This is a genomic window from Alteribacillus iranensis (assembly GCF_900113025.1).
GTDB classification, from domain to species: domain Bacteria; phylum Bacillota; class Bacilli; order Bacillales; family Marinococcaceae; genus Alteribacillus_A; species Alteribacillus_A iranensis.
This window is the reverse complement of sequence record NZ_FONT01000001.1, coordinates 518,691-534,591: the sequence shown is the minus strand read 5'-3', so window position 1 is coordinate 534,591 and position 15,901 is coordinate 518,691. Positions and strand designations below refer to the sequence as shown.

14 protein-coding genes are annotated in these 15,901 nt (G+C 39.8%); 13 read left to right on the top strand and 1 reads right to left on the bottom strand.

Annotated elements, in window-relative coordinates:
* Positions 1–117: 117 nt before the first annotated feature.
* Positions 118–2,013 carry a selenocysteine-specific translation elongation factor gene (gene selB / locus BM095_RS02665; RefSeq protein WP_091657012.1) on the top strand — a complete coding sequence of 632 codons (1,896 nt, stop codon included), beginning with the start codon at positions 118–120 and terminating at the stop codon, positions 2,011–2,013.
* Positions 2,010–3,023: a glycosyltransferase gene (locus BM095_RS02660; protein WP_091657010.1), complete on the top strand. Its 1,014-nt coding sequence runs from the start codon at positions 2,010–2,012 to the stop codon at positions 3,021–3,023. Before selB ends, BM095_RS02660 begins: the two co-directional genes overlap by 4 nt.
* A 101-nt stretch (positions 3,024–3,124) precedes the next feature.
* Here the strand turns inward: BM095_RS02660 and selD are convergent, their stop codons facing one another.
* Positions 3,125–4,180 (bottom strand): selenide, water dikinase SelD, encoded by a 1,056-nt coding sequence (selD, locus tag BM095_RS02655; protein WP_091657008.1) that lies wholly within the window; start codon positions 4,178–4,180, stop codon positions 3,125–3,127.
* A 144-nt stretch (positions 4,181–4,324) separates the two neighbouring features.
* Here selD and selA point away from each other — a divergent pair, with 144 nt between their 5' ends.
* The 11 genes from selA (at position 4,325) to BM095_RS02605 (ending at position 15,839) form a co-directional block, all read left to right on the top strand.
* Positions 4,325–5,752, top strand: coding sequence for an L-seryl-tRNA(Sec) selenium transferase (gene selA, locus BM095_RS02650; protein WP_091657006.1), 1,428 nt, complete (start codon positions 4,325–4,327; stop codon positions 5,750–5,752).
* Positions 5,753–5,920: 168 nt separating this feature from the next.
* On the top strand, positions 5,921–8,653 hold the full coding sequence (gene acnA / locus BM095_RS02645) for an aconitate hydratase AcnA (RefSeq protein WP_091657004.1): 2,733 nt from the start codon (positions 5,921–5,923) through the stop codon (positions 8,651–8,653).
* Positions 8,654–8,965: 312 nt separating this feature from the next.
* Positions 8,966–9,103: an FbpB family small basic protein gene (locus BM095_RS16310; protein WP_143083170.1), complete on the top strand. Its 138-nt coding sequence runs from the start codon at positions 8,966–8,968 to the stop codon at positions 9,101–9,103.
* A 162-nt stretch (positions 9,104–9,265) separates the two neighbouring features.
* Positions 9,266–9,766: a VanZ family protein gene (locus BM095_RS02640; RefSeq protein ID WP_245757781.1), complete on the top strand. Its 501-nt coding sequence runs from the start codon at positions 9,266–9,268 to the stop codon at positions 9,764–9,766.
* Between the two features lie 150 nt (positions 9,767–9,916).
* Positions 9,917–10,339, top strand: coding sequence for an acyl-CoA thioesterase (locus BM095_RS02635; protein ID WP_091657003.1), 423 nt, complete (start codon positions 9,917–9,919; stop codon positions 10,337–10,339).
* Between the two features lie 185 nt (positions 10,340–10,524).
* Positions 10,525–10,836, top strand: coding sequence for a hypothetical protein (locus BM095_RS02630; protein WP_091657861.1), 312 nt, complete (start codon positions 10,525–10,527; stop codon positions 10,834–10,836).
* Positions 10,837–10,903: 67 nt separating this feature from the next.
* Positions 10,904–11,728: an ammonia-dependent NAD(+) synthetase gene (gene nadE / locus BM095_RS02625; protein ID WP_091657000.1), complete on the top strand. Its 825-nt coding sequence runs from the start codon at positions 10,904–10,906 to the stop codon at positions 11,726–11,728.
* A 65-nt stretch (positions 11,729–11,793) separates the two neighbouring features.
* Complete coding sequence (locus tag BM095_RS02620; protein ID WP_091656998.1) at positions 11,794–12,300, top strand: DUF4352 domain-containing protein; 507 nt, start codon at positions 11,794–11,796, stop codon at positions 12,298–12,300.
* 13 nt (positions 12,301–12,313) lie between these two features.
* Positions 12,314–13,174: a PHP domain-containing protein gene (locus BM095_RS02615; RefSeq protein ID WP_091657858.1), complete on the top strand. Its 861-nt coding sequence runs from the start codon at positions 12,314–12,316 to the stop codon at positions 13,172–13,174.
* Between the two features lie 94 nt (positions 13,175–13,268).
* Positions 13,269–14,177 (top strand): homoserine O-acetyltransferase MetA, encoded by a 909-nt coding sequence (gene metA / locus BM095_RS02610; protein WP_091656995.1) that lies wholly within the window; start codon positions 13,269–13,271, stop codon positions 14,175–14,177.
* Between the two features lie 441 nt (positions 14,178–14,618).
* Positions 14,619–15,839 (top strand): EAL domain-containing protein, encoded by a 1,221-nt coding sequence (locus tag BM095_RS02605; RefSeq protein ID WP_177194664.1) that lies wholly within the window; start codon positions 14,619–14,621, stop codon positions 15,837–15,839.
* Positions 15,840–15,901 lie beyond the last annotated feature (62 nt).

The following is a 15,901-nucleotide window of genomic DNA, read 5'->3' as shown; positions in this document are numbered from 1 at the left end:
GTCATTGTACGACTATACAGAAATGAAAGCAAGCGCTTCGATTTATTTTTCATCTATTCATCGGTATAGTAAGATAAATAGAGAATAATCACAGAAACTTAGTATAGGAGTACATCAATGGAGAAACGGACATTTACAATAGGAATGGCTGGTCATATTGATCACGGAAAAACGACATTAACAAAAGCATTAACAAACATTGATACTGATCGACTGCAAGAGGAAAAAGCGCGTTCTATTTCGATAGAGCCAGGTTTTGCCCCTCTATCTTTAACGGAAGAGCTTGAAGTTTCCATTATAGACGTTCCAGGGCATGAGCGCTTTATCCGTCAGATGATCGCAGGGGTTGCTGGCATAGACGCCGTGGTTCTTACCGTTGCTGCTGACGAAGGCGTGATGCCACAAACGAAAGAACACCTTGAAATTTTATCTTTGCTTGAAGTGAGAGGGGGTTTAATTGCCGTTACTAAGTCAGACACCGTGGATAGTGACTTGCTAAAGCTTGCCGGAGAAGATATAAGAGAAGAAGTGAAAGGGACTCCTTTTGAAAAAGCGGAAATGGTGTTTGTCGATTCTCTTACAGGAAAAGGGCTGGAGGAACTGAAAGAAAAGTTAATCACCGTGTTGTCTTCGATACCGGTAAGGAACAGTCAAGGGGCATTTAGGCTTCCAATTGACCAAGTATTTTCAGTGCACGGTCAAGGTACTGTAGTAAGGGGTACTGTTTATGAAGGAAGTGTACAAGAGGGAGAACATCTTCAACTTCTCCCGATGAATCAAAGTATTCGCGTGAAACAGCTTCAAGTCCATGGAACGCGTGTGACTAAAGGGAATGCCGGTCAACGTCTAGCTTTGAACATCACCGGTGTTCCGAAAGAGGACATATCAAGAGGAGACGTTATTGTAGCTACGGAGGATTATATCACGACTAACGTGCTTAATATCTTTTTAATCGTGTCCGAATCGATGCGGTTTAAAGTCAAACAAAGAGGAGAAATAAAACTCCACCTCGGGACAGCGGAAGTGTACGGTACCATTGTATTCTTTGACCGAAACATCATGGAATCAGGAGACGGCCGGGTGTTGTGCCAGCTTCGTTTAGATGAGCCCGTAGTTACAAAAAGAAATGACCGGTTCATTTTACGCAGGCCTTCGCCTGTTGAAACGATAGGTGGAGGATGGGTTATAAACCCCCAGAGTGAACATCTTCGTTTTGGGAAAGAGACCATTCAACACCTCGAAGAAGAGTTAGAGGGATCGCCGAAAGATCATGTGATGAAATCATTGAATGAACATAAATGGCTAACGAGAGAAGAACTCGCGAAATTTGCAGGTATTTCATTAGAAGAAATTTATACATTGGCAGAGAGATTAATCAAAGAAGGTGAAATAAAAGAATTTACAAATGGAAAACTGTATACAACAAGAGAGTCTAACCTTTTTCTTAAAAGTATACGCTCGGAGCTTCAAACTTACCATGAAAAGTATCCGTTGCGGTTAGGGAAGAACAAAGAAGAATTATATTCGAAGAAATCATATCCTAAAGAGCTAGGTGACCGCTTGTTAGAAGTTTTTGTGAACGAGGATAATATTTCTCGAGAACAACAATATTTATCTCACCCAGCGTTTACTCCTCATTATCCAAAAGGGTGGGAAAAAAGAATGGAAAAGACCATAATAAATTGGGAAAAAGATGGTGTGCAAGTCTCGCCGTGGCAAGATTATACAGAGGAACAGAGCCTGCCAGCATCATTGTCCATTGATTTGAGGCAGTATTTACTGCAAATCGGTAAAGCGGCGGCTATGGACGACAAACACATTTGGCCCGTTGAAGCAATAAAAAAAGCAGCACACATCCTTTATGAGGAATGTCCGGAAACATTCAGTTTACAAGACGCAAAAAACGTACTAGGTCTTACAAGAAAATATTTAGTTCCTCTGCTGGAATGGATGGATGATGCGAAATGGACAAAACGGTCTGAAAATATTAGAATTTGGCGGCGACAACTATGATGAAAAGTCCGTTACGTGTTTTATATTTAACTCCTTACTATTTATCAAAACGAGGGAATGCTACCACTGCTCGGCGGATGGAGCAAATACTTAGTGATCAGGGTGTGGACATTTCCGTATTTGCGTATGAGGAAGAAAAAGGGGTACCACATGAGATGCTTGCAAATGCGGATATCATTCATGCTCTTCACATAAACAGAACAGCAGACTGGATTGCGAAAGAAAACATTTCTTTTAATAAGCCGCTCATTTTAACTTCGGGTGGAACGGATATTAACATTGATATGAATCAACCGGTCAAAAAAAGAATAATGGAAACGCTCCTTCAACAAGCGGATGCTTTGACTGTTTTCACAGAAGACGCAATGAAAATGGTTGGCAGGCAATTTCCCTTTTTTAAAAGTAAAGTTCACGTTATTCCTCAATCTGTTAGACCGCATATAAAAAGTAAAGGATGTATGGACTTGCCTAAAGCGCAACCACGAGTGTTACTGCCGGCAGGACTAAGGCCGGTAAAAAATGTCTTTTACTCCTATGATGAAATGAAAAAAATGACTGATCTATTCCCGCTGCTGCATTTTATCATCATTGGAGAAGTATTGGATGTTACAGTAGCAAAAGAGGTAAAGAAGGTATCAGACCAAAATGACTGGTACTCGTATCATCCGCCTGTAGCACCTCATAGAATGAGTGATTACTATGATTGGGCAGATATCATTATCAATACATCCGAATCTGAAGGACAGCCGATTAGTTTATTAGAAGGAATGGCTGCCGGGCTCCCCGCATTAGCAAGAGATATACCGGGAAACCGCAGCCTTGTTTCACATGGCTACAATGGGTATTTATTTTCGAGCCCAAGGGAATTCGGGGAACAATTGAAAGATTTAGTGATGGATCAAACATTGTACAACAGACTGTCCATACAAGCAAAAGACTATGTTGAGACTTATCACCATCCAGCGGTAGAAGCAAAAGCGTATGTAGAACTATATCAAGAAATATTATAAAAGGGGCTGTTCAAAAGGTCATAAAAATGACCCTTTGTCCGCCCCTTTTTCGATTTACTAGGCACTCTGAGTGTTTTAGCTGTTTATACAGTCATCGCCTGTTATTTAAGAAACAACTCATGAGAGCCTCTTTCGGTGACATATCCAATTATGGAAGTGTTAGTCGCGCCTTTTTCATGCATATCTTGAACGTATTGTTCTGCTTCTTCTTTTTCTAAGGAAACAAGCAGACCTCCTGATGTAATGGCATCACATAATATTTGTTGCATGATTTCCGGCACTTCCCTATCTCTTTCAATGCGACTGTTTAAGTAAGATGCATTCGCTTTTGAACCTCCAGGAATGATTCCTTTTTCTGCGAGTTCTCGAGCGCCATCCAAGATAGGAACACGAGACGTTTGAAAGACCATACTTACATGACTGGCATCCGCCATCTCAAATGAATGACCTAGCAGCCCAAAACCAGTTACATCGGTCACTGCATGAGGATGGTACTTAGAAAGTGTCTCGGCGGCTGTTTTGTTCAGTTGAGCCATAACTTCCGTAACTGCTTGTTCTTGTTGAGAAGAAACTGCTTCTCTTTTTATCCCGGTTGTTAGAATACCGACCCCTAAAGGTTTCGTTAAAACAAGCAAATCCCCCGGTTTGGCTCCTTTATTGGCCCAGACCTTACCAGGGTGTACGATACCAGTAGCAGCTAATCCGAACTTAGGCTCCTGGTCATCGATTGAATGCCCTCCTACAATAGTAGCTCCCGCTTCGTATACTTTGTCGGAAGAACCTTTCATCATGCCAGCGAGCAACTCGTCCGGTAATTCTTTTATTGGGAACGCTACGATGTTTAAAACAGTGGTTGGTTTCCCACCCATGGCGTATATATCGCTTAACGCGTTTGCTGCAGCAATTTGTCCAAACATATATGGGTCGTCTACAATGGGTGTGAAATAGTCTACTGACTGTACGAGTGCTAAGTCATCAGTTAATTGATAAACCCCGCCATCATCAGAAGTGTCCATACCAACTAACAAATTCGGATCTTGTTCTCTTTCAGGTAAATGACGCAATACTTGCGCCAGGTCCTCTGGACCGATTTTACATCCTCAGCCAGCTTTCGATGATAAGCTGGTAAGCTTTATAATTTCATCTTTGTCTTTCATCGTCTGTTACCCCCTTTTTTCTCCTTCTAGTATAATCGCTAACATTGCAACAACTCAAACGATAACTTACAATGTAGGGGAATAAGGCATGTTTTATCGAACGCTGTTTTCCTGCTGAACAGCCATATAAAGAAGGTGCAAAAGTTGAACGAGAAACTACGATATTTGCCAGCTGTTCATAAAGTGCAGCAAAATAACCAATTTAAAAATATAGCACATCAAGTGGGCAATGAAAGAACTGTAACAAGCTGGCTGAGAGAAGAAATGGATGCTTTGAGACAGATCCTTTTAACAAACGAAGAAAGCCAGTTAGAAACGACTCAGCAAATGGAGCAGTTTGTGCTCGACCAACTCCAAAAGAAACTGGAGAAATTCCGTAATGGAAATATGAGACGTATCATTAATGCAACAGGTACTATACTTCATACAAACTTCGGTCGCGCTACAATGAGCGAATCAGCGATTGAAAAAATTATTATGGCAGCGCGTCATTATACAAATTTGGAGTACAACATAGAAAGTGGTGAGCGTGGGTCCAGGCATTCACTCGTAGAAGATTTCATCATCCAATCGACAGGGGCCGAAGCAGCAATGGTGGTAAACAACAATGCTGCAGCTGTTTTTTTTGTATTAAAAGCCTTTGCGGAAGGAAAAGAAGTCATTGTTTCAAGAGGCCAATTAGTTGAAATTGGAGGTTCTTTTCGAATTTCTAAAATTATGGAGGAAAGTGGAGCTAAACTTGTCGAAGTAGGGACTACTAATAAAACACACAAGTATGATTACGAAGACGCTATTTCAGAAAAAACGGCAATGGTCATGAAGGTCCATACAAGTAATTTTAAAACGATTGGCTTCACTGCAGAGGTTTCTTTAAAAGAATTGTCCGATGTTGCGAAAAATAATAAATCTGATATCCTCGTATATGAAGATTTGGGCAGTGGGGCAATTTATGATTTCAAACAGCACGGTGTTGGCGAGGAACCAACCGTGAAAGAAGTCTTAAAGAATGGGGCAGATATCGTTTCCTTCTCCGGAGACAAGTTGCTTGGGGGCCCGCAGGCGGGAATTATTGCAGGCAAAAAATCATTGATTGACCATCTCAAGAAACATCAGTTAGCAAGAGTGCTTAGAGTAGATAAAATGACCTTAGCAGCTTTAGAAGAAACCTTCTCCACCTATGTGAAAGGTGAGCATTTAATAAAGCAAATCCCTACAGTACAAGTGATTCTCGAATCAAAAGAGTCCATTACTGAAAGAGTGAGACAGTTTATTGTAGATCTTCCACTCAGAAAATGGGAGGCAACGGAAATGGATGATGTCTCGATGATTGGAGGCGGCACAATGCCGGAAGTCTCGTTGCCAACTACTGTGTTGTCTGTTAACACCGGGCCTGCTCCAGCCCAGCTTGTGTTAAATAAGCTTCGTACAACATCCAATCCTGCGATTGCTGCACGGTTAAAAGACGGAAAGATTTTATTTGATTTCCGGACCGTATCAGATTCGGAAAGTACTTATATTAAACATGAATTACTTAAATTAGAAAATGAATTCAATACGGACGAAACTGTGTAAACACAGAGAAGGTTCTGGAGAAAATTCATAAAACCCATTTCTATTTGTAGAAAGTTTTGCTATTCTAGTGGAGTGGGAAACGGCTGTTCCATGACGTTGGAAAGTCAGGCATAATCATCGACTTTTTTCTCAGCCTGTTATATCATAGTTTATGAGGAGGGACTACATATGAGTGAAAAGCAAGATGTGTTCAATGCTCGCCAATCGTTTACTTCGAATGGTAAAACGTACTATTATTATAACCTGAAAGCATTGGATCAAGCGGGAGTAGGAAATACAGATAAGCTCCCATTCTCAATCAAAGTTTTACTTGAATCTGTACTAAGACAGTTGGACGGAAAAGTAATTAAAAAAGAGCACGTAGAAAGTCTCGCAAATTGGGGATCGGACAAGGGTGGTAACGAGGATGTACCATTTAAACCATCCCGAGTAATATTGCAAGACTTCACAGGTGTGCCTGCAGTTGTCGATTTAGCATCTTTACGTAAAGCGATGGCTGATATCGGTGGAGATGCAAAACAAATCAACCCTGCGATTCCTGTTGATCTCGTAGTGGATCACTCTGTGCAAGTTGATACATTTGGAACAAATGATTCCTTGCGCAGAAATATGGAATTAGAATTTGAAAGAAATGAAGAAAGATATAAGCTGTTAAGCTGGGCAACAAAAGCGTTTGATAATTATAGCGCTGTTCCACCTGCTACGGGGATCGTTCACCAGGTTAACTTGGAATATCTTGCTTCCGTCGTACACGCGAATGAGACAGACAATGGTGAAGTGGAGACCTACCCTGATACACTCGTCGGTACGGACTCCCACACAACAATGATTAATGGCCTTGGCGTATTGGGCTGGGGTGTTGGTGGTATTGAAGCAGAGGCAGGAATGCTGCAACAGCCATCCTATTTCCCTGCTCCAGAGGTGATTGGAGTACGCTTAAATGGTACTTTGCCTGAAGGAGCAACAGCAACAGATATTGCCCTAAAGGTAACTCAAGTACTCCGTGAGACGAATGTTGTAGGTAAATTCGTTGAGTACTTCGGACCCGGACTTCAAGAGCTGCCATTAGCTGATCGCGCCACTATTTCAAATATGGCTCCTGAATACGGTGCAACCTGTGGTTTCTTCCCTGTAGACGAAGAAGCTCTTAACTACTTACGTCTTACAGGCCGCTCAGAAGAACACATTCAATTAGTAGAAGATTACTGCAAAGCAAACGGGCTATTCTACCAAGCAGGACAAGATGACCCAGAGTTTACGAAAGTAGTGGAAGTAGACCTTGGAGCTATTGAACCAAGTCTGTCTGGTCCAAAGCGTCCACAAGACTTAATTCCAATGTCTGCAATGAAAAACAAGTTCAATGAAGCGCTTACTGCACCGGCAGGTAACCAAGGATTTGGTCTAGCTCCAGAAGAAGTAGAGAAAAAAGTTTCTGTCACGCATCCGAGCGGAAAAACTTCCGAAATGGAAACTGGGGCAGTAGCAATTGCTGCAATTACAAGTTGTACCAATACATCCAACCCTTATGTCATGATAGGTGCAGGATTATTGGCAAAGAAAGCAGTTGAAAAAGGCTTGGAAGTACCAGAGTATGTGAAAACTTCTCTTGCTCCTGGTTCCAAGGTTGTTACGGGCTACTTGGAAGATTCCGGTTTAATGCCATATTTAAATGAACTCGGATTTAACCTTGTTGGGTATGGTTGTACTACCTGTATCGGAAACAGTGGACCGCTTCCGGAAGAAATTGAAAAATCAATAGCGGATAGTGATTTGCTGGTATCTTCCGTTCTAAGTGGTAACCGAAACTTTGAAGGCCGTATTCATCCGCTAGTAAAGGCTAACTATTTGGCTTCTCCGCCACTAGTTGTAGCATACGCGCTTGCTGGTAATGTTAATTTTGATATGTACAATGATTCCTTCGGTAAGGATAAGGATGGAAATGACGTCTACTTTAAAGATATTTGGCCATCTGCCTCTGAAGTGAAGGATTTTGTTAATAAAAACGTTTCACCTCAGTTATTTAAAAAAGAGTACGAAAACGTATTTGAAAATAATGATCGTTGGAATGACCTTCAACCTGAAGAGAGTCCCGAGTTATATGATTGGGATGAGGATTCCACATACATTCAGAATCCGCCATTTTTCGAAGAAATGTCTGAGGAACCAGAAGATATTCACGCCCTCAATGATCTGCGCGTGATCGGTAAGTTCGGAGACTCTGTAACAACGGACCACATTTCACCAGCGGGCTCCATTGCAAAAGACAGCCCGGCAGGTAAATATTTAATGGAAAAAGGGTTAAAGCCATCTCAGTTTAACTCTTATGGATCCCGCAGGGGGAACCACGAAGTTATGATGCGGGGTACGTTTGCTAACATTCGAATTAAAAACCAATTGGCACCAGGAACCGAAGGCGGGTACACGACATACTGGCCAAACGGTGAAGTGATGGCTATTTATGATGCCGCAATGAAGTATAAGGAAGATAATACTGGATTAATGGTTATCGCAGGCGAAGACTACGGTATGGGAAGTTCCCGCGACTGGGCTGCGAAAGGAACTAATCTCCTAGGCATCAAAACAGTGATTGCACAAAGCTTTGAAAGAATTCACCGCAGTAACCTGGTTTTGATGGGCGTACTGCCGCTTCAATTTAAAGAAGGGGATAGTGCTGAATCACTAGGCCTTACAGGCAAAGAATCGTTCAATGTAAAAGTTGATAACAATGTGAAGCCTCGTGACCTTGTAACGATTGAAGCAACAGATGAAGATGGGAACAAGAAGACGTTTGAAGCAATTGTCCGCTTCGACAGTGACGTAGAAATTGATTATTATCGTCATGGCGGCATTCTCCAAATGGTACTTCGTAATAAACTTGCAGAAGAAAGAAGCAAGAAATAGAGATTGTTTTAGCCGGATCTATGACAGATCCGGCTTTTTTTGTGGTTAGCTGAACGAGGTGCAAAAAAGGAGCACAGAAACATAAAACAGATATCGTAACTAAGCATTCATAAAATTTCACGTACTGTAATTTAACAAGTATAATAAAATTAAAATTTGTCAAAAATTATAAAACAAGCAAGTTAGAACTAAAAGCAAATGTTATTACTAGGAACATTTCACTAGACATCACTCAAAAAGATCGTTTTTAGCAGCATGAGTTTCAGAACTAAAGCCACTTTTTTGAAAATATCTTCAGAAAGGAGACCTAAAATGTTTCAGAAGAAAAGAGTTTCAATGAAGAATTTATTAGAGGAAAACAAGAAGGAAATTATGAATAACCCAACTGAACTAGAGAAAATTGAAGAGAAATGGGAAAAGAAAAGAACGGTACGACGAGTATCTAATTAAAATCAATATAAGTTCATCAGAGCAGACCAATATTTATATCCGATTTCTAGTTTCCCTGATTGGGTCTTCTTTTGTCGAAGTGTGATTTCTACTTTCTCTTGATTATTAATAAAAGAAAAACGATAATAAGATAGTAGAAGATCACAAAGGCAGGAGACATAGATGAGCAATCTCTCAATGGATAAGAATAAGAATAAGACTCCGATCGTTCATTTTTCTTGGAACAAAGTGATCTTTACATTACTGGTTATTTACTTAATCTTAGTATTCTATGTCACTTTGTTTGCCTGGAATTATGGATCTTCTTACGGACCGGTCGGCCCCGGTGGCAGAAATTACAATCTAACGTTATTTGAAAGTATTTATCGTATTGCCGTTTACAGTCCAGACATGTATGATCCGATACTCATTTTGGGTGGAAACTTTCTCATGTTCATTCCTTTTGGAATATTAATTTCTTTATGGTTTCGTGGCTCTTTATCTAGTGTGTGGTACGTCCTTCTTTTATCTGTTTTGTTATCCTCTTTTATCGAGGTTAACCAATTCATATTTACGTATCGGGTTGCTAATATTGATGACGTCCTTTTAAATACGATGGGAGGGGTCATGGGAGCCTGGTTTATTGTTTCAAGCCGATGGTTTATTAAAAAAATTGTTTGGTGAGCGCTGTTTCTTAATAAAGAGGCAGCTTTTTCATTTTTATATAAATACGTTAAACTATTACTAAGGCAACCTTTTGTCATAAAAGCAGCACTATTCATTTTCGTATCTGATTAATAATACTATTTAATACGAAGAAAAGGGGAAAATCTAATGCTAATAACTGAAACCGACATCGAAGTCAGGTATGCCGAAACTGATCAAATGGGAGTAGTGCACCATTCTAACTATATCATTTGGTGTGAGTTAGGGCGGACAAACCTCATAAAAAAACTTGGTTTTGATTATAGTGATCTTGAAAAAGAAGGCATTCTTTCGCCGGTAATTAACATTAATCTGGATTACAAAGCCCCCGCTCATTATGGAGAAACAGTCAGACTATTAACATGGATTGATCATTACGATGGGCTGCGAGTAGTTTATGGATATGAAATAAGAAATGAAGATAATAAGTTATGTGCTACAGGTAAAAGCAGTCACGTGTGTGTAAGAAAAGACTCATTCCGGCCTATATCAATAAAGAAGCACCTTCCCATATGGCACGATGAATACGAAAAACATAAGAAAAAAGATTGAACACATACAAGAAAAGCGCAAGCGCCCTGACTTGCACAGGATGTGCTGACTTCTGCGTTGCAAACAGGACGTTTGCGTTTTTAGCAGAAGTTCAACTGCTGATAAGTGAAAGATCGATTTCAATCGACTTTTATGCAGACGTCGTTATATTATTGTGGTATAAAGAAGAGAAGGAAGGGAAATACATGGCGTTTGGTATTAAACGTTCCGAGCTAGAATCATGGAAAAAACTCGCTAGTAAAGGAGAAGTAGCGTTCATTACTCATTACTGGTATGACGAACGCTTTCCCGATTGTACTACCGTTACGAAAGCTGCGTGTAGTGACCTATCGACCCTTATAAAATGGGGTCAGAAATACGGCTTGAAGAAAGAATGGATCCATTACCGCGAATGGTTTCCACATTTTGACCTACTGGGTGAAAAACAGTTGTACATTTTAAAAGAAGAAAATAAAACGGACCAAATTGCCCGATTTCAACTGGAATCAAGAGTTTAAACTTGAACAGCACAGGTAAAAGATAACCATGACTTGCTAACCCGTATCAGAGTGGAGGGGAATAATCATGAGAGTAACTCAAGAAAAAATTATTGATGTATTAAAAGCGAAATCTACTATTGATCCACAGCAAGAAATCGAAGACCGAAAAAATTTCCTGAAAGAATATGCCAAGAAAGTAGGCGCAAAAGGCTATGTTTTAGGCATTTCCGGAGGACAAGATTCAACACTTGCGGGAAAAATTGCTCAAATGGCTGTAGATGAGTTGAATAATGAGGAAGAAGACACATATACATTTATAGCACTGCGTCTTCCATACGGAAAGCAGTTTGATGAAGATGATGCTGTTGCTGCTTTAAACTATATAGAACCCACTGAAACGTATACTATCAATATTCAAGAAGCTGTAGATGGAGCTCAGCGGGCTTTTGAAGAGGCCACTGGCAAAAAAATGAGTGACTTTAATAAAGGAAATACAAAAGCTAGAGAAAGAATGAAGGTTCATTATGATGTAGCCGCAGAATTCAACTGTTTAGTACTCGGTACTGACCATGCTGCTGAAGCTATTACAGGTTTTTTCACTAAGCATGGGGATGGTGCATGTGATGTCGCACCGTTAGTGGGATTAAATAAAAGACAAGGTAAGACTCTTTTAAGTGAATTGCAAGCTCCTCCCAGTACGTATGAGAAAGTTCCGACAGCTGACCTCGAAAGTGATAAGCCTGGCTTACCTGATGAAGAAGCGCTCGGCATTACGTACAATGAAATTGATGATTTCCTAGAAGGAAAAAATGTTAGTACGGAAGTGAAAGAAAAGTTAATAAACATGTACACCTTAACAGAACACAAAAGACAAATGCCTGCAAATATCTACGATGATTGGTGGAAATAGTATAGCATCATTCCGAAATCGCTCGTATCTGTGAACGATTTCATTTGAATGGGAGAGGACAGACAATGGACAAGAGATTTTATCTTCTGCTTGGACTCATACTAATCTTAGGTATTTTTTGTGGAATGTATATACAATCCCAGCAAGCTATTGTACCAGAAGACCAATTTTCTCAAATGGTTTCGGCAGATTCAGAACACTTGCTTGAAGTCGGGGAAACAGATAATGTTCATCATTTTGATATAACTGTTCATGAAGCTTATACTACAAAAGAAGAAGATCAACTGTATGTCGTAGTAGATGTTTCATTCTTCAATCGTTCAGATCAATCGAAAGAAATTCCTTTATTTAACACGTTAGTTGTTAACGAAAAGGGATATGCCTCTGAAAATGAATCTAATTATGACGATCAACGGCTCATTGGCGGTCAATTACGCCCTGAGGGATTAAGAAGAGGTACGTTAGCTTTTCCAGTTGAACCATCCTCCCACTATGAATTCACCTACACGAACCACTCGGGAGTTGGATTAGCAACTTGGGATTTAAATGTGGATGTAAATGACAACGAATAAAGGAGAAGATAATATGTCGAAAGCAGACTTACATATGCATTCGACAGCATCAGACGGGGGATATTCCCCGTCTGATTTAATGCATAAATGCAAAAAAGCTGGACTATCCATCGTGTCCCTTACCGATCACGATTCAACGGAAGGTATAGCAGAAGCAAAAGAAACAGCATCATCTCTCCAAATAACCATAATTAATGGAATTGAACTTTCCACTAAAGCACAGAACAAAAATGTACATATGCTTGGATATGGAATAGACATAAACCATCAAGAACTACAAGATGTATTAGCCGAACAGCGAATTCTTCGTGAGAAACGTCTTCACTCTATTCTTCAAAAACTGAAAGACGTCGATATTTCGTTAAAGCCAGAAGACGTTACGAAGCATACAGATGGAGGCAGTATCGGAAGGCCACATATTGCCAAAGCGTTAATAGAAAAAGGGTTTGTCCATAACATGGACGAGGCGTTTGCATACTATCTTGCTGAAGGTAAACCTTGTTATGTAGAAAAAGCAGAGGAAATGACACCACTAGAAGCAATCCAATTGATTCATCGTGCTAACGGTTTGGCTGTCGTAGCTCATCCTGTTTATTACAACTTAGATAACGAAATAGAACAGTGGATACACCACTATCATCTTGATGGAGTTGAAATTTACCATCGAGATCACAATGAAGAAACCGTTCTTTACTATGAAGAAAAGATGAAAATTTGGGAAGTACAATCTGGAAGAAAGTTATTACGTACTGGAGGATCCGATTTCCATCATGAGGAATATGGACGTCACCCAGAACCACTAGGCGTAAGTACAATATCTGAAAGGTTAGCTTTAGAATTGTTGGAGGCCATTCCAAGCAGGGACAAGTCATAATGTTATTGCTAATTTGTATTTTTCATGATAACTTTAAGTATTAAAGATCACTAAATTAACGAAACAGAGTATAGCGAAGGAGCAATAGATTCGTATGCCTATAAAAGTACCTGATCATTTGCCTGCTAAAGACATATTAGAAAAAGAAAATATATTTATCATGAATGAAAGTCGTGCCTACACACAGGATATACGCCCACTCAAGATACTAATATTAAATTTAATGCCATTAAAAGAACAGACGGAGACTCAAATTCTAAGAATGCTTGGTAATACTCCTTTACAATTAGACGTCTCCTTTATCCATCCCAATACTCATCAATCAAAAAATACTCCGGTTGAACATCTCGCAGCATTTTATAAGACAATTGATGAAGTCAGCAATCGGAAATTTGACGGGATGATTATTACAGGGGCTCCTGTGGAAACACTCCCTTTTGAGGAAGTAGATTACTGGGATGAGCTGACTCACATTCTCGATTGGAGTAAAACCAACGTTACTTCTACTCTCCATATCTGTTGGGGAGCACAGGCTGGTTTATATTATCATTATGGCGTCCCAAAATACCGTTTAGACAAGAAACAATTTGGTGTTTTTGAGCACCGTGTTCAAAACCAGCATTATAACCTACTTAGAGGATTTGATGATGTCTTTATAGCTCCTCATTCTAGATACACGGAAACTAGAAAAGAAGATGTAGAAAAAGTAGAAGCGTTAGATATTCTAGCAGAATCGGATGAAGCGGGATTGTACCTTATTGCAGAGAAAAGTGGGAAACAGATTTTTGTTACGGGTCATGGCGAGTATGATCGTGAAACATTAGGAGATGAGTTTGTACGTGATCGAGAAAGAGGATTGAATACAGAACTTCCAGAAAATTATTTTCCTGATAACAATCCTGAGAAAAAGCCTCCGCTTCGATGGAGAGCACATTCCAATTTGCTATTTACTAATTGGCTAAACTACTATGTGTATCAAGAAACTCCTTACGATTTCGCATAAGAAAAGCGCAAGCGCCCTGCTCAGACGCGACAGGCTCTGGAGGAGCAGCAAAGAAAGGTGCTCTTTCTTTCATTGCCTGTACCGAGTTGGAAGATCGGCTAAAGAAAAAGGAACTTCTACTAAAACCGCACACCTCGTGTGTGCAGCGTAGAAGCCACCGCCTCCTGCGGAGGTTCCTGAGACAACACCGACCTGGCTTGCACAGGATGTGCTGACTTTTGCGTTGCAAACAGGACCGTTTGCGCTTTTAGCAAAAGAACATTCATCTGTGGGCCTCCAGAGCGTCTGGGCGCTGGGGCTAGACATCATCCATGAATGTTATACTTTCCTATCTTTTAAGAATATAAAAGGTCTGGGATAAGATGAAGATCTTACCCAGACCTTTTTCCAATTTTACCGCTCATGATATAATTGTTATATTGTCTAGAAAAGGTGATGCGAATGGATGCCTTAGATATTGTAATGAACAAAGATAAAGCTGTTCCTTATTATCAGCCGATCATAAGTGCAGATAAACAAGAAATTGAAGGTTACAGGGTTAGTGGTAAAGTAAAAGGCGAGGGAGAAAAATGGATAGATCTTCATCCTTTCTTTGCAGATAATTCGATTCCTGATGATTACCGTCAAGAGATAGATGATCATATTAAGCAAGTAGCTGTATCAAAATATTTGCACGAAAACCGTTCAGAGTTACTTTTTTTTAGTCTCAACCCGAATTTAGTCGTGCCCGAGAATATAGAACAATTTATTGATCGTTTATCAGTATTCAAATCTCAAGGTTTACCTTTTGAGAAGATGGTGATCGAGTTAAAAGAACATCAATTTGAAGGGGATGTATCTAATTTAAAACACTTCGTTCAGTATATTCAAAGTTTGCAAGTAAAAGTAGCATTGGATGATGTTGGTACAAGCTCCACGCAATTGGATGAGATCGCCTTACTACAGCCTGATATTATCAAAGTCGATTTACACGCTATAGGGAATTCTCCGTTTCCAAGTGTACTAACCGAAGTGTTGCATTCACTTTCGAGTCTTTCAAGAAAAATTGGTGCTTCTCTTCTTTTTCAAAATATACAAGAGTTTACCCATCTTAATTATGCTTGGAGGCACGGAGCGAGATATTACCAAGGCAGTTACCTATCAAAAGAGTCTTTAACGTTTTTAGATAAAAAATCCTTTACACAAGCGTTAAACAAAGACTTCCACCGATTCCTCAGCTTTGAGAAAAAGAAAATCAAGTCACAAATTGCTTTAACCGATACATTGACAAAAAGGCTAAAGAATTACTTGAATAATAACAAAGATTTTTCAGATATTGATCAAGTTACAAAAGAAATTGCTTCTGTGTTAAGTGATTATAGCTTCCGTGTGTACATTTGTAATGAGGAAGGTATTCAACAGTCAGGGAACGCGCTCAAAGATGAAAAGGGTGTATGGCAATACAGAGTGGAAGAGCGTTACCGAAATTGGAGCTGGCGGCCTTACTTTTTAGAAAATATCGTACGATTGCAGTATGAACAAAAAGGAATGCTTTCTGATTTGTATACTGATATACATAGAGAAGAAAGAATCCGAACATACTCCTATCCCTTAAATGATCAGTTGTACGTCTTTGCAGATATACCGTATTCTTATCTTTACGAAAAAGACTTCCTATTATAGGGGGTGTAAGTTTATCTATAACATTACATCTGAATTTCTCACCCTTGAACAACGAAATGACT